At 37.1% G+C, this 24,942-nt stretch carries 18 protein-coding genes and 5 pseudogenes; 8 read left to right on the top strand and 15 right to left on the bottom strand.

The genetic code is table 11. The features are described from left to right. Window positions 1-11: 11 nt before the first annotated feature. From AC01GB_RS07425 to AC01GB_RS07435, 3 genes and pseudogenes are all read right to left on the bottom strand, one after another. Window positions 12-1,353: pseudogene (locus AC01GB_RS07425) on the bottom strand (MATE family efflux transporter). 406 nt (window positions 1,354-1,759) lie between these two features. After that, window positions 1,760-2,590: a phosphoenolpyruvate hydrolase family protein gene (locus AC01GB_RS07430; RefSeq protein ID WP_474451292.1), complete on the bottom strand. Its 831-nt coding sequence runs from the start codon at window positions 2,588-2,590 to the stop codon at window positions 1,760-1,762. 15 nt (window positions 2,591-2,605) lie between these two features. Beyond that, complete coding sequence (locus AC01GB_RS07435) at window positions 2,606-3,823, bottom strand: Tm-1-like ATP-binding domain-containing protein (RefSeq protein WP_474451293.1); 1,218 nt, start codon at window positions 3,821-3,823, stop codon at window positions 2,606-2,608. A 217-nt stretch (window positions 3,824-4,040) separates the two neighbouring features. Here AC01GB_RS07435 and AC01GB_RS07440 point away from each other — a divergent pair. Further along, window positions 4,041-4,668: pseudogene (locus AC01GB_RS07440) on the top strand (TetR/AcrR family transcriptional regulator). 137 nt (window positions 4,669-4,805) lie between these two features. Here AC01GB_RS07440 and speD read toward each other — a convergent pair. From speD to AC01GB_RS07455, 3 genes and pseudogenes are all read right to left on the bottom strand, one after another. After that, window positions 4,806-5,606 carry an adenosylmethionine decarboxylase gene (gene speD, locus AC01GB_RS07445; RefSeq protein WP_474451295.1) on the bottom strand — a complete coding sequence of 267 codons (801 nt, stop codon included), beginning with the start codon at window positions 5,604-5,606 and terminating at the stop codon, window positions 4,806-4,808. Between the two features lie 26 nt (window positions 5,607-5,632). Beyond that, complete coding sequence (speE, locus tag AC01GB_RS07450; RefSeq protein ID WP_474451296.1) at window positions 5,633-6,496, bottom strand: polyamine aminopropyltransferase; 864 nt, start codon at window positions 6,494-6,496, stop codon at window positions 5,633-5,635. A gap of 105 nt (window positions 6,497-6,601) precedes the next feature. After that, window positions 6,602-6,954: pseudogene (locus AC01GB_RS07455) on the bottom strand (YacC family pilotin-like protein). A gap of 227 nt (window positions 6,955-7,181) precedes the next feature. Between AC01GB_RS07455 and cueO the strand changes: the two are divergent. After that, window positions 7,182-8,747 (top strand): annotated as a pseudogene (gene cueO / locus AC01GB_RS07460) (multicopper oxidase CueO). 115 nt (window positions 8,748-8,862) lie between these two features. Further along, on the top strand, window positions 8,863-9,399 hold the full coding sequence (gene hpt / locus AC01GB_RS07465; protein WP_474451297.1) for a hypoxanthine phosphoribosyltransferase: 537 nt from the start codon (window positions 8,863-8,865) through the stop codon (window positions 9,397-9,399). Window positions 9,400-9,457: 58 nt separating this feature from the next. Here the strand turns inward: hpt and can are convergent, their stop codons facing one another. Next, window positions 9,458-10,111, bottom strand: coding sequence for a carbonate dehydratase (gene can / locus AC01GB_RS07470; RefSeq protein ID WP_474451299.1), 654 nt, complete (start codon window positions 10,109-10,111; stop codon window positions 9,458-9,460). Between the two features lie 163 nt (window positions 10,112-10,274). On the opposite strand from can, the gene AC01GB_RS07475 reads away from it, so the two are divergent. Then, the gene (locus AC01GB_RS07475; RefSeq protein WP_474451300.1) at window positions 10,275-11,219 is read left to right on the top strand and encodes an ABC transporter ATP-binding protein; all 945 of its coding nucleotides are present in this window, start codon (window positions 10,275-10,277) and stop codon (window positions 11,217-11,219) included. Then, on the top strand, window positions 11,216-11,986 hold the full coding sequence (locus AC01GB_RS07480) for an ABC transporter permease (protein WP_474451301.1): 771 nt from the start codon (window positions 11,216-11,218) through the stop codon (window positions 11,984-11,986). Before AC01GB_RS07475 ends, AC01GB_RS07480 begins: the two co-directional genes overlap by 4 nt. A 340-nt stretch (window positions 11,987-12,326) precedes the next feature. Here the strand turns inward: AC01GB_RS07480 and AC01GB_RS07485 are convergent, their stop codons facing one another. From AC01GB_RS07485 to sfsA, 6 genes and pseudogenes are all read right to left on the bottom strand, one after another. Continuing rightward, window positions 12,327-12,488, bottom strand: coding sequence for a hypothetical protein (locus AC01GB_RS07485; protein WP_474451303.1), 162 nt, complete (start codon window positions 12,486-12,488; stop codon window positions 12,327-12,329). A gap of 230 nt (window positions 12,489-12,718) precedes the next feature. After that, complete coding sequence (gene folK / locus AC01GB_RS07490; RefSeq protein ID WP_474451304.1) at window positions 12,719-13,198, bottom strand: 2-amino-4-hydroxy-6-hydroxymethyldihydropteridine diphosphokinase; 480 nt, start codon at window positions 13,196-13,198, stop codon at window positions 12,719-12,721. A 2-nt stretch (window positions 13,199-13,200) separates the two neighbouring features. Further along, entirely contained in the window at window positions 13,201-14,556 is a 1,356-nt protein-coding gene (gene pcnB / locus AC01GB_RS07495; RefSeq protein WP_474452345.1) for a polynucleotide adenylyltransferase PcnB, read from the bottom strand. 298 nt (window positions 14,557-14,854) lie between these two features. Next, window positions 14,855-15,759, bottom strand: a pseudogene (gluQRS, locus tag AC01GB_RS07500) (tRNA glutamyl-Q(34) synthetase GluQRS). A 61-nt stretch (window positions 15,760-15,820) separates the two neighbouring features. Continuing rightward, entirely contained in the window at window positions 15,821-16,276 is a 456-nt protein-coding gene (dksA, locus tag AC01GB_RS07505) for an RNA polymerase-binding protein DksA (RefSeq protein WP_474451305.1), read from the bottom strand. Between the two features lie 192 nt (window positions 16,277-16,468). Further along, the gene (sfsA, locus tag AC01GB_RS07510; protein WP_474451306.1) at window positions 16,469-17,173 is read right to left on the bottom strand and encodes a DNA/RNA nuclease SfsA; all 705 of its coding nucleotides are present in this window, start codon (window positions 17,171-17,173) and stop codon (window positions 16,469-16,471) included. Window positions 17,174-17,472: 299 nt separating this feature from the next. Here sfsA and mrcB point away from each other — a divergent pair, with 299 nt between their 5' ends. Then, window positions 17,473-19,947 carry a bifunctional glycosyl transferase/transpeptidase gene (gene mrcB, locus AC01GB_RS07515; RefSeq protein ID WP_474451307.1) on the top strand — a complete coding sequence of 825 codons (2,475 nt, stop codon included), beginning with the start codon at window positions 17,473-17,475 and terminating at the stop codon, window positions 19,945-19,947. Window positions 19,948-20,014: 67 nt separating this feature from the next. On the opposite strand, the gene hemL is transcribed toward mrcB, so the two are convergent. Continuing rightward, a complete protein-coding gene (gene hemL / locus AC01GB_RS07520; protein WP_474451308.1) occupies window positions 20,015-21,298 on the bottom strand; it encodes a glutamate-1-semialdehyde 2,1-aminomutase in 1,284 nt (427 codons plus the stop codon). A 218-nt stretch (window positions 21,299-21,516) separates the two neighbouring features. Here hemL and erpA point away from each other — a divergent pair, with 218 nt between their 5' ends. Beyond that, complete coding sequence (erpA, locus tag AC01GB_RS07525) at window positions 21,517-21,861, top strand: iron-sulfur cluster insertion protein ErpA (RefSeq protein ID WP_032116700.1); 345 nt, start codon at window positions 21,517-21,519, stop codon at window positions 21,859-21,861. Window positions 21,862-21,906: 45 nt separating this feature from the next. Here the strand turns inward: erpA and mtnN are convergent, their stop codons facing one another. After that, window positions 21,907-22,644, bottom strand: a complete 738-nt coding sequence (mtnN, locus tag AC01GB_RS07530) for a 5'-methylthioadenosine/S-adenosylhomocysteine nucleosidase (RefSeq protein WP_474451309.1) — start codon at window positions 22,642-22,644, stop codon at window positions 21,907-21,909. A 123-nt stretch (window positions 22,645-22,767) separates the two neighbouring features. On the opposite strand from mtnN, the gene dgt reads away from it, so the two are divergent. After that, a complete protein-coding gene (gene dgt, locus AC01GB_RS07535) occupies window positions 22,768-24,294 on the top strand; it encodes a dGTPase (protein WP_474451311.1) in 1,527 nt (508 codons plus the stop codon). Window positions 24,295-24,942: the final 648 nt, after the last annotated feature.

Genomic DNA, 24,942 nt, shown 5'->3' on the forward strand with positions numbered 1-24,942 from the left:
TAGCAATAATATTAGATATCGAGCCGCTTGGTTTGCCAACGCTTAGAGCGCCAACGCCAGGCATTGGTTAAACCTCGTAGCCATTCATCACATAGAAATCCAAGCCATATTCCTAATAATCCCATTTCCATTTTTAAACCTAAAAAATAGCTGATTGGGAGCGCAATACCCCACATAGAAATAAGTGCGGTGCAAAAGGGAAAGCGGGCATCGCCAGCAGCACGTAAGGCATTCACCATGACAATATTTAGTGTTCTGCCAGGCTCGAGAAAAACAGAGAGTAAGAACAGCGGAAGTAATAATTTTATAATATTGTGATCTTCAGTAATTGCATTCAATAGAGGTATACGAAATAACCAGAAGCAAAATACAATACCAATGGTAATAAAAAATCCCCATTTTAAGCTTTTCAAACCTCGTTGGTATGCATCTTCAAAACGCTTGGCACCGACTAAATGACCCACCATGATTTCATTACCAATACTAAAGGAAATACCAAATAGCATAATAAATAATGAAAGTTGGAAATAGAGGGTTTGAGCAGCAAGAGAGGTTTCTCCCATTAAAGCGATGAAAGCAGAAGCCACCATATAGTGTAAAATCCAGACTAAATTTTCGCCTGCAGAAGGAAGTCCGATATGTAATATTTTATTTAACGTATTTTTTGACCAGTGTAACAGCAAAGAGGGTACAAATTTGATCCTTAGTCCACTGAATAATAAGAAGAAAAGTAATATTATAGCGACTATACGACCGATCGTTGTAGACCAGGCAACGCCAGTTAAGCCATATTGTGGTAAACCAAAAAAACCATATAAAACGATCATATTACCGAGGATGGTGATCAGATTGGCAATAAATTTTACCCACATTGCCGGTTGTGATTTGCCATAAACACGCAAGCAAGCCGCTAATATGATTGAAATTGCTTCTGGTATTAAACATAAACCAAGAATATGTAAGTAAGCGTAACCATAATCCAGCAAATGTGCTGGTGTATTCATGATACCAAGTATCTTATAGCCAAAGAGTAGAATAATGGCGGCACTGATAAAGCCTAATAGGAAATTAAAAGCAATAGAGATATGGATGGCATGACTAGTCTTTTCTTTTTTACCTGCCCCTAAATATTGGGCGATAACAACGCTGCATCCTACACTGATAAAGTTAAATATGGTGATAAAAAGAATCAAAAACTTGGTTGCCTACTCCCATTGCGGTTAGATAAGCTGTGGAGACGTGACTAACCATATAAGTATTGATAAGTAACGTTGCAAAATGTAGCAGAACATCAATAAAGATTGGCCAACTTAGCGAGTAGAGTGAACGCTTGGTAACATCAGATGAATGCATTATGTACCTTTTTAAATATACAAGAAAGTTTTTGGCAAAATAGACAAAAAACAGTTAAATATTTTACACATTTTATTTTTGTATGATAGATGATTAACTATTTATTATATATCGGTCTTTTTTATTTAAATTTTATTAGTTAGATTAAATAGAATGCTTAAGAATTTTCTTTATTTTATAATTTGTTTTTTTGCGTTAACAAGTTAAGTGATGATATTAATATTAACAAATCTATAGTAACTTATTATTAACAATCATTAATTTGTTGCAAGAGTCCATTTTATAGGCTGGGTATTAATTAAATAATAATTAATAAAAATAAGCCTGTAGTAAAGTAAATACCACAGGCTCCTGGCGTTAGCGATCAAAAGTTTGGTTGATTTTACAACCTAAAATGTATTAAAAATTATTTTCGTTTTATCGTTTTAAATATTTTTGTAGTTTCAGTAATGGCAGTTTCTGCCGGTAAACGTTCCATAGAACTTGCGCCATAAAAACCGTGGCAATCAGGGCAATTTTGTAAAATATATTTTGCATCTTCAGGTGTTGCAATAGGACCGCCATGGCAAAGTACAATAATATCTTTACGAACAGACTTTGCCGCTGCCGCCCAATCGTTAATCAGTTTTACGCAATCCTCTAACGTGTGAGTTGTTTTGGCACCAATATCACCACCTGTTGTTAATCCCATATGCGTGACGATAATATCAGCGCCAGCTTCTGTCATGTTTTTCGCATCGATGGCGCTAAAAACGTAAGGCGTTGTTAATAAATCTTTTTTATAGGCTTGACGGATCACATCAACTTCTAACGCATATCCCATGCCTGTTTCTTCAAGGTTAGCTCGGAAATTACCATCGATCAAACCAATAGTAGGAAAATTTTGTATACCGGCAAATCCCATTATTTTTAAAGAGTCAAGATAGGTATCGAATTGGCAAAATGGGTCGGTACCATTAACACCCGCTAATACTGGAGTATTTTTAACCACGGGTAAAACTTCTTTTGCCATTTCCATAACAATATCGTTGGCGTTACCATAAGCAAGTAAACCCGCCAATGAACCTCTACCAGCCATGCGATAGCGGCCAGAGTTATAAATCACAATCAGATCAATCCCTCCTTTTTCTTCACATCTCGCTGATAAACCTGTGCCGGCACCACCACCGATAATCGGTTGACCATGTGAGATCATCATTTGGAATTTTGCTAATAATGATGCGCGTGTTTGTTTCATTTTCATAACTCCAAATTAATTCATTAGTTCTTGGTGCAATTCTATCACTTGATGACCAAATTCTGCTGAATTGATATGATAAGGAGTGATTATCAGTTTTCTGTTAGCTGTGGTTTGGTAGTTTGATTTAAACGCATCAATGAAGGCTTGGTTAGCTTGTGGTGACCAAAAAACGCCATCTTCAATATCTAAGGCGGAAAATCCCCCGGTTGGAATGATAAAAGTAACATCGCCTTGACATTGATTCAGCTTATGCGCAATCCAGACCCCCATCTTATAATTTTCCTCGGCCGTGGTACGCATTAATGTAACTTGGCTATTATGATGATAAAAATGACGATCTTTATATTTTTCAGGGATGGTGGTTGGACGACCAAAGTTAACCATATCTAATGCACCGCAAGAGATGATACAGGGCGTTTGGGTACGCATGATGGCACCAAAGCGATCTTCATCACAGGCAAGTATGCCGTCAAAAAGGTAATCACAAACTTCCGTGGTTGTTATATCAAGCACGCAATTCAATAATTGGCTATCAACCAGTTTTTCCATTGCTTTGCCACCACTTCCGGTAGCATGAAACACTAAACAATCATAATGGTTATCTAATTTTTTGGTTAACTGTTGGACACAGGGTGTTGTTACCCCAAACATAGTTAGCGCCAGAGTTGGTTTATTTTTGTTTTCATTTTCATTAGCAGAATTAAAAAGTACCGCACCTGCGATTTGCGCAGCGGCATTTTTTAAAATTTTACGGGAGATAGTATTCAGGCCAGAAATATCTGTAACTGAGTACATTATGGAGATATCACTGGCACCGATATAGCCTGAAACATCACCAGATGCCATCGTCGAGAGCATTAATTTTGGAATACCGATGGCAAGAGATTGCATTGCGGGTGTAATAAGCGCTGTTCCACCTGAACCACCTAATCCAAGAATAGCTAAAACATCTTTTTGTTGTGAGAGATATTTCTCAAATGCGATTGCCATAGCTGCGATAGCTTTTCCTCTATCTTGGCTAAAGATAGCTTTTCTTCCTAAAGGATGATAGCTGGCAATAGTTTCAGTACTAATATCTGCTTTATTATTCAAAGTGTTAGGATTAGTACTTAAATCAACAATACGTACCGCTAAGCCAGTTTTTTTTATAAGTTGACTAACATAAAAAGTTTCGATTGCCTTGGTATCCAGTGTCGCGGCAATGTAGATATAACTTTGCTGTTCCTTCATCATAAATCCTTGATTGTTTGCTGACTTGGATGGGAGTATTATAGGCGCAAAAAAAGTAAGCGATCATTTATGATTTTTATAAATTGAGATATTAGTCTCAATTTATTTTTAATTCTTTAGCGTTATATTGTTTTTTTATGCAGTAAATTCTATTTATAAAAGTTATCGTAAAGGTGACGTTTAAATCCATTTTGGTTAGTAATAAAGGATAAATTTTATGACGTCAATTGATTTTACTTCACAATATACTGGCACCAGGAAACGAACTTTTAACCGATTAATTTCTACCGCATTGAGCTTGTTTGAAGATGGAAAATTGCCTTCTGTTTCTGAAGTTGCCTCGCATGCTGATGTTTCGAGAGCGACAGCTTATCGTTATTTTCCAACTCATAGTGATCTAGTTTCCGCCATTGTGAGTGAAAGCTTGGGGCCTATTTTAACTTGGTTGCCTGATAGCCAAAAAACTGAAGAACGGATCCAAGAATTATTGTTATTTGCCTATCCGAGGATGTTTCAATATGAAGGAGCACTTAGGGCAGCACTACAAGTTTCTTTGCAGCAATGGGCGATAGCTCGCTCATCAACAGTAAAAGTAGAAAAACGGTTAGTTCGGGGACATCGGAAAGATATTTTGGCGATGATAGTTGAACCTATGAAGGATGATTTTTCCCCAGAAATTATTGAGAAAGTGAAAAGATCGTTTTCCCTTATTTATGGGTCTGAAGTCTTTTTGGTAATGAAAGATTATCTGGAATATGGACAATGCGGAGGTAATAAAAATTAACCAATGGATAGCAACTGCGATTTATAATCAAGCTATAAAAGATAATGAAAAAAGCCAATAGGCCTAGGCCTGTTTGTTAGCCAGTAATGTTCATTTAGTGTGCCGGAAGTTGCTAAAGTAAAAAATTGATATCAACACTGAATGGAGTCGTATGATTAGTGGATAAGAATCTATTCTTGATCCACTAATCGTTATAAATTATAATTCTGGCAAATTACGGCCGTAATAAATCTCTTGCATCTCTTTTTTTAACAAATAAGTAATCTGTTTTTTTTCCTCAACAGCCAGCTGTTCTGCGGTTGTATTAAACAAATAGTTATTCAGATTAAGCTCAAAGTTTTTTAGCATCATTTTAGTATGGAAAAGATTTTCCTGATAGAGGTTAACATCTATCATATGGTACTGAGACTGAAATTCTTCTGGCATATAATTTTGGATGGAATTGATTTCGTGATCAATATAGAGTTTGATGCCATTAACATCGCGCGTAAAACCACGAACACGATAGTCAATAGTAACAATATCTGATTCAAGTTGATGAATAAGATAGTTAAGAGTTTTTAATGGCGAAATTACGCCACAAGTGGAAACTTCGATATCTGCTCTAAAAGTGCATATACCATCCTCTGGATGGCTTTCTGCGTAAGTGTGAACACAAATATGACTTTTATCCAGATGAGCAACAATAGAATCGGGTAATGGCCCCGGATTTTCGGTGTTGTCTACATCTTTTGGATTGGTTGAATTTTCACTGATCAAAATGGTAACGCTGGCACCTTGAGGCTCATAATCTTGTCGGGCAATATTCAAGATATTGGCGTCAATGATAGAGCAGGTTTCGGTAAGGATTTCAGTCAAGCGTGTTGCATTATATTGTTCATCAATATAAGCCAAATAACTATGGCGATCTGCTGCTGTTTTGGCATAACAGATATCATATATACAGAAACTTAGGCTTTTAGTTAAATTGTTAAAGCCATGTAATTTCAATTTTTGCAATTTATTTCACCTCCTATTGAGTAAAACTAAACTTTTTTAGCGAGTAAATCCAGTAAGTACTGTGGTAAAGCGAAGCTGGCTAGATGCAGTGATGGTGTATAATAGCGACAAATAATTTCTGCTTTTTTAAAACGATTTTCCAATATTTGCAAGGATATTTGACGTAATTTTGCTGTTTGACTTGCCCAGGCAAAGGTCATCATGCCGCCATAGTAAGACGGTATAGCGGCTTGATAAAAGCTGCAATCATTAAAGTAATTAGATAGTTTTTGATGACTATTAATTACTTCATCTTGTTGCAAGAAACAAACACCATTTTGTGCAACTAAAATGCCATTTTCATTCAGGCAGTTGACACATCCTTGGTAAAAATCTGAGGTAAATAGTCCTTCTCCTGGTCCGATAGGATCGGTGCAATCAGAAATAATAAGGTCAAATTTTTTTTGGGTTGTCTTAACGAAATTGACGCCATCATCAATGACCAATTTAAAACGCGGATCGTTATAAGCGCCTGCATTATGATTGGGTAGATATTGGCGACAAAATTCGACTACACTCGCATCAATTTCAACCATAGTGATGTTTTCTAAATATTGATGGCGACATACTTCACGTAACATTCCTCCATCACCACCGCCAATTATTAGTACTTTTTTAGCGCAACCATGGGCAAATAAAGGGACATGAGTCATCATTTCGTGATAAATAAATTCATCCCGTTCAGTTGTCTGTACTACGCCATCAAGAGCCATAATCCGCCCCATCTCAGCATTTTCAAAAATAATCAGATTTTGGTGAGCTGTTTTATTATGGTACAGTATATTATCAATAGTAAAATATTGACCTACATTATGGTGGAGTGTTTCGAGCCAAATTTCTTTTTTTGACATACTTGTCTTTTCCTTTCTAACAGAGTTAAAAAAGCGCAGCTAATAATTTGTTTCGTTTCAATGGTCAGCTAGAAATTTCTTATCTAAATGGACGAAAGAAAGTATTTATTTTACATAGGCAAATAGTGCTAAAGCCTCATTGGCAAGCACCCGGCATTTCTTTTTACGAGGGATGGGGATTTTTTTAAGTCATCATAACGCTCTTCATTTAATTTTGCCATGGCACTTTTGTCGTAATTACTTATATCCCAATGGTTACTCTGGGCAAAATAGAAGATTGCTCTTTCAATTTCACGATCAGGAATTTGTGAGTAACCACAATCATGCTTTAAAAATATATAAACAGCTGTTAAATCAGCTAGATTTTTTGTTTCATTGATTGATATGGCAAATGCTTTGGTTGAAAAAACAAACCAAAAAAGCAGAGTTATATGTGAAATAAAAATAATTTTACGCATTCAGTTATTTGTATAATTTAAATATCAATTTATTCTATTGATAGTTATAACACTATTAAGTATACTTTTTTTAGCAAAACTGGATAAATATAATGTCATAGTAGATAAAAAATATTAGCTTGACCTTCCATTAAGTGGAACCTCTATATTTTAGTGAAATTATCTATTTTCTACCATTTCACTTCTATACCTTATATTATTAGGGTCTAATAATAAGGGAGCAAGCTATGTTGCGTCGGGATTTTATGAAACTGGCAGCGGCAATCGGTTCAGTAAGCTTATTACCAACCTGGAGTCGAGCTGCATTATCTGCAACTCAATATCCTTCTTTACCTATTCCACCATTATTATGGCCTGATAATCATGGCAAAATTAAGATCCGGGTTACGCAAGGTAAAACGCAATTTTTACCAGCAAAACCAGCGCTAACGTGGGGTTATAATGGATCGTTATTAGGACCAGCTATTAAGCTTAAATCAGGCCAGCGTGTCACTATTGATAATCAGTTATCCGAGGCTACCGCATTGCATTGGCACGGACTAAAGATCCCCGGCGAGGTTGATGGTGGCCCTCATTCAATAATTAAACCAAATGCGGTGAGGAGGGTTAATTTTATGGTTAACCAACCTGAGGCAACTTGTTGGTTTCATCCGCATCCTCATGGAAAAACGGGTTATCAAGTTGCCATGGGGTTAGCGGGGTTAGTATTAATTGAGGATGAGAATAGCCAATCACTCAAATTGCCAAATCAATGGGGCATTGATGATATTCCGGTCATTTTGCAGGATAAACGTTTAAATAGCGCAGGGCAAATAGATTATCAGCTTGATGTAATGAGTGCCGCGGTTGGCTGGTTTGGTAATACTATGTTGACTAATGGCGTTGTATTACCCAGACATACAGCACCTAAGGGTTGGTTACGTTTTCTTAAGGGTTGTAATGCCAGAAGTTTAAATCTGGCAACCAGTGATGGACGTAAAATGTATGTTATTGCTAGTGATGGTGGATTGTTAAATGAACCTGTTGCAGTCGATCAATTACTGATGATAAGTGCCGAACGCTTTGAGGTACTGATAGATGCCTCGAATGGTAAAGCGTTTGATATTGTTACATTGCCAGTCAAATAAATGGCTATGACAATCAAACCTTTTGATCAGCCGCTGGCCTTGTTGCATATTGAGCCGGGATTGAACGCAAGAGCGACTTTTTTACCTGATAGCTTCTATGCTTCATTGTCTGATTTGGCTGTATTAAACAGCGTCAATTGCATTTAATGATGGATGCCCGTTTAGATATGCAAGGGATGATGGCGCTTAGAAAACAGTATGGTGAGCAGGCTTTGGCGGGTATGAATATGCATGGCCATCACGATATGATGAATAGCAACGGCGATCATCATATGCATAATAGTCATCAGCAAGGCAAATTCATGAATCAACCCTTCGATTTTCAGCATGCCAACAGTATTTAATGGACGACCTTTTTCAATGCATGAATTGGCATTTAATGTCGTTAAAGGTCAATATGAACGCTGGCTCATTTCCGGTCGTGGTGACATGATGTTACATCCTTTTCATATTCATGGAACCCAATTTCGGATCCTTAGCGAGAATGGTCAAGCAGTCGCTCCTCACCGACAAGGGTGGAAAGATACTGTACGAGTTGATGGCGATATCAGTGAGGTGCTAGTAAAATTTGATCATGTAGCAACCCAGGCACATCCTTATATGGCACATTGTCATTTGTTAGAGCATGAAGATACTGGCATGATGGTCAGTTTCTCTGTTAGCTAAGATATTAACTATTTTATTTATGTTGTTAATCAATATTGAGTGAGGGCATTGTATCGCGTCTTTATTGTCCTTATGTTAGAGTCTACGGTTTTTACTTCCATGAATGCCTAAAGTTATGAAACAAATTGTAGAAGTCATGATCTCAGAAGCGGATGTTAAACAACGTATTGATGAGATGGCAAAAGAGATTGTTAAACATTATAAATCATTGCAAGATGAGTTGGTGTTGGTTGGTCTTTTGAAAGGCTCTTTTATTTTTATGGCTGATTTATGCCGTAGAATTGATATCCCGCATGAAGTCGATTTTATGACGGTATCAAGTTATGGCAATGGGATGACTTCAACTCGCGATGTGAAAATTATTAAGGATCTGGATGAAGATATTCGTGGCAAGCATGTTTTGGTTGTTGAAGATATTATTGATTCTGGTAATACACTCAAAAAAGTCCGTGAAATTCTAAAATTACGTGGTCCTAAATCTGTTGCTATTTGTACGTTATTAGACAAACCTTCTCGACGTGAAGTAGAGGTTCCTGTTGAATGGATTGGTTATGCTATTCAAGATGAATTTGTTGTTGGTTATGGTATCGACTATGCGCAGCAATATCGACATTTACCCTATATCGGGCATGTTATTTTACTAGACGATTAAACAGTAGTGTTATTTATTGGCTGTAAAAATCGAACTAACGTTCGATTTTTTGCAGTGTTTATTTTTGCTGGTTTAATTTAGCGATAGCTTGTCGATAGGTGAGTTCAAGTTGTTCACGGCTATTAGCAGTGACATCAAGATCATTGAGTCTGCCATTATGTATACCATAGACCCAGCCATGAATGATGACGTTTTGGCTGCGTCGCCAGGCAGATTGTATTATTGTTGAATGACCAAGATTATAAACTTGCTCGATGACATTGAGTTCACATAAACGATTTGCCCGTTCTTGCGGAGCCAGTTCACCTAAAATTGAGCTATGTTTAAACAAGATATCACGCACATGCAGTAGCCAGTTATTAATTAGGCCCTGTTCAGTATTATCAATTGCAGCTTCAATACCACCACAACCATAGTGACCACAAATGATAATGTGTTCAACCTTTAGTACGTCAACAGCATATTGGATAACAGATAGGCAATTTAAATCAGTATGTATCACCAAATTAGCGACATTGCGATGGACAAATAGATCGCCTGGTGCTACTTTAATTAATTTTTCGGCCGGAACCCGGCTGTCAGAGCAGCCTATCCACAGAAAATGTGGATTTTGAAATTTTGCTAATTCTTTAAAAAAAGAGGGATTTTCTTTGGTTACCGATTCTGACCACTGTAGATTGTTTTCAAACAGTTGTTTAATTTTTTTCATCATAATTCACCTGGATTAGTTATGTTTAACTGCGATAATAATCATATACAAGATCAATTTATTTTTTAATATTTACTAGTTGTTAGTTATAGTTTAATTGAAAAAGATTGCTAATGGTGTGATTTATTATCATGTATGGAATAAAAATAGATAAGAAAGGTTTTTTATGACTTATGCTTTAGAACTGCTTCAGCTTACAAAAACCTATCCTGGTGGTGTGAAAGCATTAACCGGCATTGATTTACAGGTTGAGGTAGGTGATTTTTATGCCTTATTAGGACTTAATGGTGCGGGTAAGTCAACGACAATTGGTATTATCAGTTCATTAGTCAATAAAACGAGCGGTAAAGTGAGAGTTTTTGGTTATGATCTCGATAAAGACGTGGTGAATGTTAAACGTCAATTGGGACTAGTGCAACAAGAGTTTAATTTTAATCTGTTTGAAACGGTATTACAGATAGTGCTCAATCAAGCAGGTTATTATGGGGTTCCGCGTTCCTTAGCCTTGTCTCGGGCAGAAATGTATCTTTCTCAACTGGCTTTGTGGAATAAACGTAATGAGCCTGCGCGAGATCTCTCCGGTGGCATGAAACGACGTTTAATGATTGCTCGCGCATTAATGCATCAACCAAAGTTATTAATTTTGGATGAGCCAACCGCAGGGGTCGATATTGAGCTGCGCCGTTCGTTGTGGAGTTTTTTAAAGACTTTAAACGCGCAAGGCACCACCATTATTTTAACGACCCATTATCTGGAAGAAGCGGAAATGTTATGTCGTAATATTGGTATTATTCAATATGGAGAATTGATTGAGAATACCAGTATGAAAAAACTACTCAATCAGTTGGAGTTAGAGAGGTTTATTTTTGATTTGGCGCCAAAGAGTCCTATTCCTATATTAGATGGTTATAAATTCAAGCTGGTGGATACTTCAACACTAGAAGTCGATGTATTTCGAGATCAAGGCCTGAATGGTTTATTTAGCCAATTTTCTGAGCAAGGAATACAGATAACCAGTATGCGTAATAAGGTAAATCGTTTGGAGGAATTATTTGTTGGTTTAATGAATAAACAGCATCCACTATCGATAAAGCAAGGGGAAAATAGATGACTCAGCTCTACTGGGTGGCGATGAAAACCATCTGGATCAAAGAAATAACACGTTTTGCGCGTATTTGGGTACAAACTTTACTACCACCAGTGATCACTATGTCACTCTATTTTATTATCTTTGGTAGTTTAATTGGTTCAAGAATTGGCAATATGGATGGTGTGAATTACATGCAGTTTATTGTTCCTGGCTTGATTATGATGTCGGTGATCACTAACGCTTATGCTAATGTTTGTTCTTCATTTTTTGGAGCAAAATTCCAAAAAAGCATTGAAGAATTGCTGGTTGCACCAGTTCCTACCCATATTGTGATAATTGGTTTTGTTGGCGGTGGGTTTGCTAGAGGGGTATTGGTTGGTCTTTTGGTCACCCTGGTTTCGCTCTTTTTTGTCCCATTACATATTTATTCATTATGGGTGGTAATTATTACTGTATTAATGACAGCAATTTTATTCTCATTAGCTGGATTGGTGAACGCGATATTTGCCAAAACATTTGATGATATTAGTATTATTCCTACCTTTGTCTTAATACCATTAACGTATTTAGGTGGTGTTTTTTATTCTTTGTCACTTTTGCCTGAATTTTGGCAAATGGTATCTAAGCTTAATCCGATTGTCTATATGATCAGCGGGTTACGTTATGGATTTCTTGGCATTAGCGATGTTGAATTATCTATTACCTTATCGGTATTAGTGATTTTCATTGTTATCTTATATGCCATAACTTGGTACTTAATTGAAAAAGGACGAGGATTAAGAACGTAATTACTAGTGCACAGTGCGATAAATATATAAGGAATTGCGCTATTTTTTTTAGCGCTTCCGCTGCATTATCTTTATGTTGCTGTCATGTTTTTTGTTTTTTCTGATAATGTTGGTTAATTTTATAGATAATGGTAAAAGTTTATGATGGTATGTCGTGTGGCAGGGGTAAATAAAAATAATAAAAAAATTCAGCTTAATTTTAAGGTGTCGGAACCGATAATAGTTTATCTATTTCTGTAGTAATTTGTTTTCTATTATAATTTGAATTTAATTTTTTAACTGTAAAACGTTTATAAACGTCGATTATTTGTTTTATTTTAAAACTATCTGTTTTTTTATTTTATGTTGTTAATTTTTTTACTGTCAGCTGGTGAGTATTTAAAATTGTTACACCAACATAAGTTAACTTCAACTCTTTTTTAATAACGGCATAGTATAATGGAACCATTAATGCCTTTGCTGTTACCAGATAATAATCATTTTTTTTCGAAAATTTTTTCATTTAAATCTCATTTTAGTTACCTATTCATTTTTTTTGACAATATTAGTTGTACATAATTAATATTTTATTACCTACGGTTACTAATCGTGTTCAATTTTAAAATGGAAGTTTATTTTTTAAGTTATGCAGTGTTTAATTTACGGTAACAATTTCATTATTAATGAAATTTTATTATTAAATATTACGATCGATATACAGCTTGCCCATAGCCAGTTGAATCATTGGCTAAGTTACCATAAAGTCAGCTCATTTTTAGCAACTTGCTGCAATCTATCACTGGATAATTCACCATCCGGAAAGCGTAGCTGAGGGGCAATTTCTGCTAAGGGATAAAGCACAAATTCTCGTTCTTTAAGGCCATAATGAGGGATAGTTAAATGCGTTGTCTGAATAACCTGTTGGCCATATAACATAATATCCAAATCGAGAGTTCTTGGCCCCCAACGATTGGCTTTACGCACTCTACCATGCATTAATTCTATCGATTGGGTATGTTTAAGTAGGGTTTCGGGCAATAACTCAGTATCTAACGCGATAACGGCATTGAGATAGTCAGGCTGATTTTGTGGCCCCATCGGTTTAGAGCGATAGAAAGAAGAAACCGCAATTGGTTTGGTATTCGGTAATTGCTGCAATTCTCTAATGGCACTTTGTACTTGTTGTAAGGGGTCATCTAGATTGCTGCCAATGGCGATATAAACACGTTGCATATTTAATTAACTCTGTTGTTTTTTATTGGCTTACGGTTGGTGTGATTTCGACGACGTGTCCAGTTACGACGATGAGTCGGTATACTTCCTAGCTCTGAGATCATTTCATGCTGTAGGTTATTGTTGGCTTGTTGAAACTCAGCCCACCAATGAGCCAGTTCTTCTAATTCACGTCGTTGTTCCACGTTGGCGCGTAGCTCCAGGAGATTAAACGCTGCGCGAAATTTTGGATGCTCAAGTAGCTTATCTGCTTTTTTCCCTTGGCGCCGTGGTAGTCGCAATTGTAGCTGCCAGATATCGCGCATTGTTGAAGTAAGCCGTTTAGGGATAGCGATAGAACGGCATTGTTCATCGAGGATATCATTCATTGCGATCGCAAAGGCTTCGTAATAGGGTAAGCCACTTTCCTGAGAAAGCCTTTCGGCATGTTCTACCAGTGGATACCATAACATGGTAGCAAATAAGAATGCAGGATTAACGCGTTTATTATTTTTTATTCGATAATCAGTATTTTGCAGCACCTGATTAATGATAAATTCCATCGGCGAATCATCATTGACGGTGAAGTGTCGTTCAACTAACGGAAACAATGATTGAAAGAGACTATAACGCCTTAATTGTTGATAGGTTTGATAACCTTGACCAGTCTGAAGTAATTTGAGCGACTCTTCAAATAGACGTGCAGATGGAATGTCTTTTAATAAAAATGCCAGTTGTGGAATAGGCTTGGCAGTTTCAACATCAATTTGCATATTCAGTTTGCAGGCAAATCGAATAGCCCGTAGCATCCTAGCGGGATCTTCTCGATAACGGATTTTTGGATCACCTATTAGGCGAATAGTGCCATTTTTTAGATCCTCAAATCCACCAACATAATCGCGTAGGGTGAAATCGTTAATTCGGTAATATAGGCTATTGATGGTAAAGTCGCGTCGAATGGCATCGTCTTCAATGTTACCAAAAATATTATCTCGCAGTAACATACCACTTTGTGCCTGGTGAGCCATATCCTTATTATTAGTATCAGTTTGCTCATGAGAACCACGAAAAGTAGCAACTTCGATGATTTCATAACCAAACATGATGTGCGCTAAACGAAAACGGCGTCCGACTAAACGACAATTACGAAATAATTTGCGAATTTGTTCAGGTGTCGCATTTGTAGTAACGTCGAAGTCTTTAGGTTTTTTACCTAATAGTAAATCTCTAACGCTACCACCGACCAGATAGGCTTCATAGCCAGCATTATTTAGACGATAAAGCACTTTCAGTGCATTGTCACTGATGTCTCTTCGCGAAATAGGATGCTTATCGCGCGGAACTATGGATATTGAAGTATTTATAGCAGAATCGGGTATCTGTTTATCTGCTAATTGAGCACTTTTAATGATTTTTGTACTCCGATATCTTTTTGTTAGTAAAGCTTTTACCTTAGTTTTGGACCTAGTCTCAGTCGCAGAACTATCATAAGATTTCTGTTTACTTCGATTATTCTTTTCTTTTCGTATCAATAAATTACGACAGAAATTGGCTACCTGGGTAAAAATAATACACCTCGATATCTAATGCGATTTTAGTTAAAAAAATAAATACTAATAATTAATCATATCTTATAGGATTTTTTTGAGAATGCCTAAGTAGGATAAAAATTACTAATTAATCATAATAGGTAATAATTCTCCCGCCTGGTTGGATGCTTTCTAATTGCCAATTTTGTACAGCCTGGCTAAGTAATTGTTCAGTACTAAGGTCTTGCCAATTAATAATAGTTGTTTGTGATAAAAAATTTAGTGCATCAACTAAAATAGGACTCGGATCGTTCATCGGCAGCGGCGGGGTATGATTTTGTTTAGAAAGTTTATTATGAGAACGATTTAATACTAGTGGTAAATGCACATAATCGGGTTGCGAAAAAGCCAGATAGCGATAGAGAGAAATTTGTCTAACGGTTGGCGCAATGAGATCCGCACCACGAACAACTGCGGTAATACCTTGGTCGTGATCGTCAATAACGACAACAAGATTATAAGCAAATAAATTGTCTTTTCGAACAATAATGAAATCTTCTTCTGCCAAAGAGCAAGGCGCTACATAATCACCTTGTAATTGATCATAAAAACCATACACCGGTTTTGACTGTATTATCCTCAAAGCTGCGGCAGAACAAGATAAACCAAAATTGCGACAATGAGCGTCGTAATAACCACCAATAGTATTAATACGTTGGCGGGTACAGCGACAGTAATAGCAGCCATGGCACAGCTTTAGCTGAGTTAAAATGTCACAGTAAATATCATGGCGTTGTGATTGATAGATTATTTTACCATCCCAATGTAAGCCATAATGGTCTAAAGTTTTTAAAATGCGAGAAGCTGCACCCGGCACTTCTCTAGTGGTATCGATGTCATCGATCCTAACATACCACTTTCCTTGCTTTTTTTTTTAGCTTGTAGGTAGATACCAAGCGCAGTAACTAACGAGCCAAAATGGAGATCACCGGTGGGTGACAGAGCAAAGCGTCCAATATAAGGTGGAATGTTAGTAATCATTGAATTACTCATTTATTTCAAAGGGATACGGTACACTTTTGTGTACCGTATTTTTATGGTGTAAGATTATTGGCTAACCCGCCATCTGTTTTTCACGCATTTCAGCTAATGTTTTGCAATCAATGCATAAATCGGCTGTTGGACGAGCTTCTAAGCGGCGGATACCAATTTCAATCCCACAGCTTTCACAATAACCAAAATCTTCATCATCAACTTTTTTTAGCGTCTTCTCGATTTTTTTAATCAACTTACGTTCGCGATCGCGATTACGTAACTCAAGGCTAAATTCCTCTTCCTGTACCGCTCTATCAACGGGATCAGGGAAATTTGCCGCTTCATCCTGCATATGAGTTACAGTGCGGTCGACTTCATCTCTGAGTTGATTGCGCCATGTTTCGAGAATGCGCTTAAAATGTGTCAATTGGGCATCGTTCATGTACTCTTCGCCAGGCTTTTCTTGGTAAGGATCTACCCCAGCGATGGCGAGAATGCTTAAGGACGAGGTTTTAGGTTTTTGCCCTTCTTGCATAATGCTTCTCCTACACACGCAATATTCAAAAGAACCCCTCAAGGGGGAAAAACTAAGGCCGCTATAAATAACAGAACACTCTAAACTTGGCAATGGTTCTTACAATTCGTTTTACTGTACCAGGATGCGTGTGTTATCTGCCTTAATTTGTATGTAAAACGAATTTTGCCTAAAAGAATATAATAGCTTGGTTTATTGAATAAATGGTATTTTTTTATCCATTGTTAGCCCTTTTTCTGATATTTTAATCTGATAGCAGAGTATTTCAATACCAACATTTGTTGCTTGCTGTAAGAGCGCAGCATATTGACAATCAATATGACTTGCAACGGACATTTTCTTTATACCAGTATGAAGTACGGCAAAGAACAAAACTGCTCTTTCGCCTCGTTCGGCTATCAAGGATAGTTCACGTAAATGTTTTTGCCCTCTTATTGTAACAGCATCAGGAAAATAACCGATATTGTTTTCTAGTAAGGTGACTGATTTTACTTCAATGTAGCAATTAACTTGCTGTTTTTTCTTTAGAAGGAGATCGATTCGACTATTTTCGTCGCCATATTTCACTTCCCGGCTCATGTTATCATAATCGGATAATTCCGGAATTTTATTTTCCGCTATAAATTGACTAATTAAATCATTTGCTCGATGAGTATTAACACAAACCCAATCGCCAGTTTGTGTTTGTGTCAGTTCCCAGCTATGTGGATATTTTCGCTTAATATTATTAGATGTTGAGTACCAAACTGTATCTCCGGGGGTTGCACAGCCTGTCATGGCACCTGTATTGGCGCAATGAATGGTTAGTAATTTACCTGCGGGTGTAATAACATCAGCAAGAAAACGTTTATAACGCTTTACTAATTGGGCTGATTCTAGTGGCGGGAACCAATACATTGCTAGCTACTCCGGTTGTGATAGACACGGCTAAGGGCAAAGCAATGCTACAATATTTGGCACTAAAAGTTAATAATTGTTGCTTTTTCATATAAATTAATGGATAGATAGTGTTCATTTAGTAAGATAGTGGTAATAATGTTATTATCAGAGTATAAAACTGCTATTTAGCGGATGTTTATTATTTAATTATAATAAAATGCTATTTTGATGAGATATATGAAATAAATATCTGTAAGTTATGATTAAACTCTTGGGTTAAAAATAAACTAATAGTAAATAAAGATTGATTTTATACCATGCATGACAAAGATAATTATGAACCCATTGGGCGCAGATTTAAGAAAAAGCCTACTGGTAAAAAATCAAAATCTCATCAAAATAATCGGTTAGATAACTATGAGTATGAAGATATTGATGACAACGAGGAAGAAGAACTAATGGCAAGTAAAGACAATAAGTCTCGGCCACCTAAAGATAGATGGCGTTGGTTTTGGTTGTTTGTCAAAATTGCCATAGTCTTGGCATTGTTAGTTGGTGTCTATGGTATCTATTTATATCAGAAAATCAGTGATCGTCTTGATGGTAAAGTTTGGGATCTACCGGCTGCAGTTTATGGCCGAATGGTTAATCTTGAACCGGGGATGAATTACAGTAAAGAAGAGATGATTCGATTATTAGATGGCATGCAATATCGCCAGGTAAATAAAATTACTTTACCCGGTGAGTATATTGTTAAAGATAACACGATAGAAATGTTACGCCGGCCATTTTCCTTTCCTGATCAAAGAGAAGAACAGATTTTAGCTAAATTAAGTTTTGATCATGCTCAGCTCACCAATATTACTAATATGGAAAATGGGCGTTCGTTTGGTTTTTTTCGACTAGATCCTAAACTTATCACCATGATGCAATCGGCGAACAATGAGCAACGCTTAGTTTTGCCGAGAGAAGATTTTCCTGATTCTTTAGTCAAAATATTACTTGAAACTGAAGACCGACATTTTTATGAGCATGATGGAGTAAGTATTTATTCTATTGGGCGTGCGGTTATTGCTAATTTAATGGCTGGTAAGACGGTTCAGGGGGGCAGTACGCTAACTCAACAATTAGTTAAAAACTTATTTTTAAGTAATAAAAGAACGTTAATACGTAAAGCTAATGAAGCTTATATGGCGATTTTAATGGATTCTCGCTATAGCAAAGAACGTATTCTTGAACTGTACTTAAATGAAGTTTATTTAGGACAAAGCGGCGATGACCAAATTCGGGGTTTTCCCCTTGCTAGCCTCTACTATTTTGGTCGTCCAATCGATGAGCTGAGTATTGATCAACAAGCGTTATTAGTCGGTATGGTGAAGGGTGGATCACTATATAACCCATGGCGTAACCCTAAATTGGCGCTAGAACGTCGTAATTTAGTGTTAAAGCTATTGGAAACGCGCGAAATTATCGATCATGAAATGTATAATATATTGAGTGCTCGTCCTTTAGGCGTTAAACCCAAAAGCGGTGTTTTGACACCTCAACCCGCCTTTATGCAGCTCGTTCGGCAAGAATTAGTTGAAAAATTGGGCGATAGAGTAAATAATCTTTCTGGAGCTAAAATCTTTACTACTTTAGATCCAGTCTCGCAGCAAGCAGCTGAAAATGCCGTCGAACAGGGGATAGCAGATTTACGTAAAACACGTAAGTTGCCTGATCTGGAAGGCGCGATGGTGGTGGTTGATCGTATTAATGGCGAAGTTCGCGCTATGGTCGGTGGCTCACAACCACAATATTCTGGTTTTAACCGAGCGTTAAATGCTCGCCGCTCAATTGGTTCTCTGGCTAAGCCGTCAACTTATCTTACCGCATTAAGTGAACCAGACCGTTTTCGTTTAAATACTTGGGTACCTGACGAGCCGATTAGCGTCAAATTTGATAATCAAATATGGGAACCGAGAAATTATGATCGCCGTTTTCGGGGGCAGGTCATGTTGATTGATGCTTTGGCCAGCTCGCTGAATATTCCGACGGTGAATGTTGGCTTGAGTGTTGGCTTGGATCAGGTTAGTAAAGTATTAGTAAGTCTTGGTGTGCCAAGTGATGCGATAGAAAAAGTGCCGGCAATGTTATTAGGTGCCTTGAACTTAACTCCAATGGAAACGGCGCAAATGTTTCAAACCATTAGTGGCGGCGGCAACCGAGCGGCATTATCGGCATTACGCTCCGTGATTGATGGTGATGGTAATGAACTTTATCAAAGTTATCCATCTGCAGAGCGGGCAGTATCTCCGCAGGCAGCTTATCTAACACTTTATGGTATGCAACAAGTGGTTGAGCGCGGAACATCTCGTTCATTAATGAATAAATTTGCTCAATATCACTTAGCCGGTAAGACCGGAACAACAAATGATCTACGCGATAGTTGGTTTGCTGGTATCGATGGCAAGGAAGTGGCAATTGCTTGGGCTGGTCGTGATAATAATGGTCCGACAAATCTTACTGGTGCAAGTGGTGCATTACATCTATATCGTCGTTATTTAGAAAATCAGACTCCATTGGCATTGGATAATCGCTCTCCTGATGGAATTATGGAGATGCGAGTGAATATCGATGGCAGTTTTAACTGCGCAGGTGGTGGAGATCGTATTTTGCCAGTATGGACAGAGGATTCTCAAGCATTATGTCAGCAAGGGGTACAAGTATTGAAGCCAAAGCTGAACTTAAATGAACAGCAGAGCAAAAGTAATGATGCACCTGCTTGGGTGAAAGAGATGTTTGGACAGTAATAAAAATTTAGTAAACCGGCGCTATGCTAAAAAATTGGCGCCGGTTTTTTTATGGCTTAATAAATGATTAGTTCATCTTATTAAAAGCATTTTCTGCAGCTTTAATTGTGCGATCAATATCTTCATCACTATGCGCAATAGACATGAAACCCGCCTCAAAGGCAGAAGGTGCCAAATAAACGCCTTCGTCTAACATGAAATGGAAGAATTGCTTAAATTTCTCAATATCACATTGCATGACATCCTGATAGCAGTTAACTTGTGGTGCTGCTGTAAAAAATAGACCAAACATGCCACCAACATGATTAACAACCAACGGAATAGCAGCTTGTTGCGCTTTTTCTTGTAAGCCTGTAACAAGTTTTTTCGTCAGTTCTGCTAAGCGTTTATGGGTATTGGGTTTAGCAACTTCAGTTAGGCAAGCAAGGCCTGCTGCCATCGCTAATGGGTTGCCTGATAAGGTACCGGCTTGATAAATTGGCCCTATTGGAGCGAGTTTTTCCATCAATTCGCGGCGGCCACCGAATGCGCCAACAGGCATACCACCGCCGATTATTTTACCTAAACAGGTCAAATCAGGTTTAACTTGATAATGTGCTTGTGCGCCACCTAAGGCAACCCGAAAGCCGGTCATCACTTCGTCGATGATTAATAATGCGCCAAATTGATCGCATAATGTACGTAGTCCAGGCAGGAATTCAGCCTCAGGTAAAATACAATTCATATTGCCCGCTACTGGCTCTACAATGATAGCAGCGATTTCTTGCGGATATTGGGCAAAAGTACGCCGAACTGAATCTAAATCATTAAATGTACAGGTAAGAGTATGTTTGGCAACATCAGCGGGAACGCCAGGAGAATTAGGTTGACCAAAGGTTAAAGCGCCTGAGCCTGCTTTAACTAATAGGCAGTCGGCATGTCCATGGTAGCAGCCTTCAAATTTAATAATCTTGTGACGCCCTGTATAACCGCGAGCTAGCCGTATGGCACTCATTGTGGCTTCTGTGCCTGAATTTACCATACGAACCATTTCGATGGATGGAATAAGTTGACTAATAATTTCTGCCATTGTTACTTCAATGGCGGTCGGGGCACCAAAACTCAGGCCATTTTCTGCCGCTTGGATGACCGCTTGCTTAATTGTGGGGTGATTATGACCTAAAATCATCGGCCCCCAAGAACCAACGTAATCGATATAAGCTTTGCCATCAACATCATAAATATAAGCACCGTCAGCTCGCTGAATAAATAATGGATAGCCGCCAACGCCATTAAACGCCCGAACCGGTGAATTGACACCGCCAGGAATATATTTTTTGGCTTTTAGGTAAAGTGTTTCAGATTGACTCATTAAATAACTCCAAGCATTGGTCCAGCAGAAATTTTGCGCATATCTTAAAGCAGTATTGGCAGTAAACCAAATAGCAAATGTAGCGAGAATTTTTTTAAATCAGTTAATTTCGGCTGGATCTTGAATCAATTGGCCGGCTGTTAGATAATCATCCCTTGTCCAGTGAAGTGTTGATGCTTCCTGCGTCTATTGATTGGCATGTCGGCCTGGAGTTAGAAATGAGTAATGATACTGCACTGCCTATACAGTTTACTGATGCTGCAGCGAATAAAGTTAAAGCGTTGATTGCGGATGAAGAAAATCCCAATTTGCGTTTGCGCGTCTATATTACTGGTGGAGGCTGTAGTGGTTTTCAATATGGTTTCACCTTTGATGATAAAATGAATGAAGGTGATTTAACGATTGAAAAGCAAGGCGTCGAACTAATCGTTGATCCTATGAGTTTACAGTATTTGGTTGGCGGTTGTGTTGATTATATTGAAGGATTAGAAGGATCACGGTTTGTGGTAACCAATCCAAATGCGAAAACAACTTGTGGTTGCGGTTCTTCATTTAGTATTTAATCGCTTAACTTACTAAGGGTAATTAATAACCCTTAGTATGGGGATCTAGCCGAAGTGGTTGTTAATAGCTCGTTTACGGCTTTGGCTTGAGTTAGCTAAATTAGCCAGCATAGTTTGCACCAATAGGCTTGACTGACGAGCCGCGACAGGCAAAAATTCCTCAAAAGAGAGATGGGACTCTTTATCAGCGACATCAGAAATTGCACGCACAACAACGAATGGGATATCAAATTGATAACATACATGACCAATTGCGGCGCTTTCCATTTCAACAGCGATGGCAGTAGGAAAAATTTGGCGAATATAGGTTAGCTCTTTCGCGCCATTAATAAAGCTATCACCACTACAAATCAACCCGCGAACAGCATGTAAATCTAATTTTTCAATACACTTTTCGGCCAGTTCTTGTAATTTTTTATCCGCTTTAAATGTGGTCGGACATTGTGCCATTTGGCCTGGTTGGTAACCAAAGGCGGTAATATTGACATCATGATAGCAAACTTCAGTTGAAACTACGATATCACCAACCTCTAAAGCAGGTAATAACCCACCGGCGGAGCCAGTGTTAATAATAAATTCAGGGGCAAAATGTTCTATTAGTAATGTTGTTCCCATTGCCGCAGAAACTTTACCAATGCCTGATTTTAATAATGCGATATCAAGATCATCAAGTTTTCCGCAGTAAATTTCGCAGCTAGCCCGTGATAATGTCAACTGAGCATTGATTTGCTCGCGCAATAATGCCACCTCTTGCTCCATTGCACCTATTATTGCAACTTTCATTGTATCATACTCATAGTTGATTAATTAGACATGTTGTCAGATCCGTGCCATTGTAACATTGAAAAGAGAAAAAAAGTTAACTGTGATCCATTAGCTGGGGATATTTCATCATCGGGAGGGGAAATGTCCAAGATTGATTTTAGGCAAAAGCTCAATTTTCTTCGTAAATATATTGATTACAATGTTGATGCAAAGAATGAGGAACAAGTTAATCGTCAATTTGAAAGTGATAGAGGGCGCATTATTAATTCTGCCGCAATACGCCGATTACAACAGAAGACTCAAGTCTTTCCTTTAGAACAAAATGCGGCGGTTCGAAGTCGTCTGACGCATTCGTTAGAAGTGCAGCAAATTGGCCGTTTTATTGCAAAGACTGTGATAAGCGAATTGAAAAAAAAGAAATTGTTGGCAACTTATGGTCTCTCTGAGCGCCTTGATGCGTTTGAAAGTTTGATTGAAATGGCATGTTTAATGCATGATATTGGCAACCCACCTTTTGGTCATTTTGGTGAAGCCGCCATTAAGAGCTGGTTTTCAACATTACTTGACGCTGAATTTATTTCTACTAAATCAAAGGCTATAGATCAATGCCAAATTAATTTTCTACAACTAACAAATGAATCTAACAAGGATTTGCTTCGTCGCCAATTACGTATAGATCTTTGTCAATTTGAAGGTAATGCTCAGGGACTTAGAATGATCCATCAATTGTTAAAATTGAACCTGACTTATGCCCAAATTGGCTCAATCTTAAAATATACTAAAGGTGCTTATCAACTGGATAAAATCCCTAAAGATTTTGATTATTTAACTAAAAAACCGGGCTATTATTGGTCAGAAGATAGTTTTATCAAAGAGTTGTATCGTCGATTGGATATGAAGCCATATTGTCGTTTCCCGCTTTCCTACATTATGGAAGCGGCAGATGATATCTCTTATTGCATTGCCGATTTGGATGATGCGGTAGAAAAAGGTATTTTCAGTGTTGATAAGCTGTTGGAATATTTACGGCAAGGTTGGTCGGAGGCAGGTAAAAAAGCAAAAGGTGATTTATTTGAACAGACAGTAGAAAAAGCTTACAAAAGTATTAATCACAATGAAACAAGACGTAGCAAGCAAGATCAATTTTTTATGTATCTTAGAGTTAATATTATTAGTAAATTGGCGTCGTATAGTGCTCATCGTTTTATTAAACATTTAGCTGAAATTTATGCCGGAAGTTTTAATAGTGCCTTGTTAGAAGATAAAAGTGATGAACATCATCTCTTGGAGGTATTGAAAGGCGTTGCCTATAAACATGTATTTACGCACCCGGAAGTTGAACAATTAGAGTTACAGGGTTATCGAATAATTAGTGGTTTACTAAACTTTTATCGCCCATTATTATTAATGCCACGTGCTGATTTTACCCAGCTTTATCAAGATAAGTATCACAAGAAGTATTTCATTGAAACACGTCTATTGCATAAATTATCAACTAAACATTGTTTAGCTTATGGTGAAGCCATTGAAGGAATTTGCACTACTGATGAGACAGAAAAAGATATATTAGAATTTTATTATCGAGCGCGTCTTATACAAGACTATATTAGTGGTATGACGGATCATTATGCTTATCAGGAATATCGAAAATTTACAGTGAAAAATTAAAAAATGTTATGTTATTAAATTAAATAACGAAAATAAGCATTGCTTAAATATATAGATTGGAAAATATTTTAAGTAATGCTTTAGAATAAACATATTAATTAAATATCGATTTAAGGTCTGATAAGTGAAAAATGTTTTGAATTTAAAAATCATTGTAATCTAAATTACTCTATTTATATAATTAAAGTGATTTTGATAACATTTGTTATTAGAAATTAGATAACAATTTAGTTATAACATAATTCAGAAATTGAAATTTTAATAAACTTCATTATGTTATAAATTTATAACATTATTTAGCAATATCATATTGGTTATTTGATTTTTGAGAATTTATTTCATTGTTTTTTTATTTTTATTTTTTTACAAAAATAAATAAATCTATTGCTTTATTCCTTTAAATTACAAATAATTAACAATTTATTGGTGGATAATCTACTTCAATTGCTTCGAGATGTGATACTATTCTTCACCCTCATTGAGAAAATGAATAAAGTGACCTTAATTTTCCGATAATATATGAGATGACAGTTTCTTTATTAATAGACTAACAAAATTTTATACCTTTAATGATATGGTACAATTTTATTCTTCAAAGCCGCGTAAAGTTAAATCCGATAATTTGACAGTAATAGCTGAAAGTCTTGA

The sequence above is a fragment of the Candidatus Arsenophonus phytopathogenicus genome, assembly GCF_056113345.1.

Excerpts from the sequence above, each read along its gene's own strand:
- AC01GB_RS07430 (WP_474451292.1), bottom strand. The coding sequence starts at position 2,590 with ATGAAACAAACACGCGCATCATTATTAGCAAAATTCCAAATGATGATC.
- AC01GB_RS07435 (WP_474451293.1), bottom strand. The coding sequence starts at position 3,823 with ATGAAGGAACAGCAAAGTTATATCTACATTGCCGCGACACTGGATACC.
- speE (WP_474451296.1), bottom strand. The coding sequence starts at position 6,496 with ATGTCAAAAAAAGAAATTTGGCTCGAAACACTCCACCATAATGTAGGT.
- hpt (WP_474451297.1), top strand. The coding sequence starts at position 8,863 with ATGAAACAAATTGTAGAAGTCATGATCTCAGAAGCGGATGTTAAACAA.
- can (WP_474451299.1), bottom strand. The coding sequence starts at position 10,111 with ATGATGAAAAAAATTAAACAACTGTTTGAAAACAATCTACAGTGGTCA.
- AC01GB_RS07475 (WP_474451300.1), top strand. The coding sequence starts at position 10,275 with ATGACTTATGCTTTAGAACTGCTTCAGCTTACAAAAACCTATCCTGGT.
- AC01GB_RS07480 (WP_474451301.1), top strand. The coding sequence starts at position 11,216 with ATGACTCAGCTCTACTGGGTGGCGATGAAAACCATCTGGATCAAAGAA.
- AC01GB_RS07485 (WP_474451303.1), bottom strand. The coding sequence starts at position 12,488 with ATGAAAAAATTTTCGAAAAAAAATGATTATTATCTGGTAACAGCAAAG.
- folK (WP_474451304.1), bottom strand. The coding sequence starts at position 13,198 with ATGCAACGTGTTTATATCGCCATTGGCAGCAATCTAGATGACCCCTTA.
- dksA (WP_474451305.1), bottom strand. The coding sequence starts at position 16,276 with ATGCAAGAAGGGCAAAAACCTAAAACCTCGTCCTTAAGCATTCTCGCC.
- sfsA (WP_474451306.1), bottom strand. The coding sequence starts at position 17,173 with ATGTATTGGTTCCCGCCACTAGAATCAGCCCAATTAGTAAAGCGTTAT.
- mrcB (WP_474451307.1), top strand. The coding sequence starts at position 17,473 with ATGCATGACAAAGATAATTATGAACCCATTGGGCGCAGATTTAAGAAA.
- hemL (WP_474451308.1), bottom strand. The coding sequence starts at position 21,298 with ATGAGTCAATCTGAAACACTTTACCTAAAAGCCAAAAAATATATTCCT.
- erpA (WP_032116700.1), top strand. The coding sequence starts at position 21,517 with ATGAGTAATGATACTGCACTGCCTATACAGTTTACTGATGCTGCAGCG.
- mtnN (WP_474451309.1), bottom strand. The coding sequence starts at position 22,644 with ATGAAAGTTGCAATAATAGGTGCAATGGAGCAAGAGGTGGCATTATTG.
- dgt (WP_474451311.1), top strand. The coding sequence starts at position 22,768 with ATGTCCAAGATTGATTTTAGGCAAAAGCTCAATTTTCTTCGTAAATAT.